Source organism: Fundidesulfovibrio magnetotacticus (assembly GCF_013019105.1).
GTDB classification, from domain to species: Bacteria; Desulfobacterota; Desulfovibrionia; order Desulfovibrionales; family Desulfovibrionaceae; genus Fundidesulfovibrio; species Fundidesulfovibrio magnetotacticus.
This window is the reverse complement of the sequence record NZ_BLTE01000047.1, coordinates 1-972: the sequence shown is the minus strand read 5'-3', so window position 1 is coordinate 972 and position 972 is coordinate 1. Positions and strand designations below refer to the sequence as shown.

Below are 972 nucleotides of genomic sequence, written 5' to 3'. Positions count from 1 at the left end.
GAGGCCATGGAGCGCATGCTCCGCGTGGCGGCGGAGCTGGAGCAGGTGTCGGAGGTGCTCACCTCGGCCTCGGAACAGCTTTCGGCCCAGGTGGAGCAGTCCAGCCGGGGCGCGGAGAACCAGGCCCAGCGCGTGGCCGAGACCGCCACGGCCATGGAGGAGATGAACGCCACGGTGCTGGAGGTGGCCAAGAACGCCTCCCAGGCCGCCGAGACCTCCCAGGGGGCCAGGGGCCGCGCCGAGGAGGGCTCGCGCGTGGTGGGCCAGGTGGTGGCCTCCATCCAGCAAGTGGAGGAGCAGGCCCTGGCCCTGAAGCGCGACATGGGCGTGCTGGGCGGCCAGGCCGAGGGCATCGGGCAGGTCATGAACGTTATCTCCGACATCGCGGACCAGACGAACCTCCTGGCGCTCAACGCGGCCATCGAGGCCGCGCGCGCGGGCGAGGCGGGGCGCGGCTTCGCCGTGGTGGCCGACGAGGTGCGCAAGCTGGCCGAAAAGACCATGCAGGCCACCAAGGAGGTGGGCGAGGCCATCACGGGCATCCAGCAGGGCACGCGCTCCAACATCGGCAACGTGGAGCAGGCCGTGCGCACCATCGAGGAGGCCGCCGCCCTGGCCACCCGTTCCGGCGAGTCCCTCAAGGAGATCGTGAGCATGGTGGATTCGGCCTCGGACCAGGTGCGCTCCATCGCGGCGGCCTCGGAGCAGCAGTCGGCGGCCAGTGAGGAGATCAACCGCTCCATCGAGGAGGTGAGCACCATCTCCTCCGAGACCTCCCAGGCCATGACCCAGGCGGCCCAGGCCGTTTCGGACCTGGCCCGGCAGGCCCAGGTGCTCCGGCGGCTCATCGGCGACATGCAGGACGGCACGGGCGGCGGGCAGGCCCTGCCCCCGGGGGCGGGCAAGCCCCGCGCCCTGGCCTGAGCCGGGTCCTCCGGCAGTCTTCGAAGGGCCGCGACGCGAGTCGCGGCC

At 72.3% G+C, this 972-nt stretch carries 1 protein-coding gene; it reads left to right on the top strand.

Annotation, left to right across the window (positions count from 1 at the left end; genetic code table 11):
- Window positions 1-924: methyl-accepting chemotaxis protein (locus tag NNJEOMEG_RS20230; RefSeq protein WP_173087284.1), on the top strand; the 924-nt coding region annotated here is incomplete at its 5' end.
- Between the last annotated feature and the right edge of the window lie 48 nt (window positions 925-972).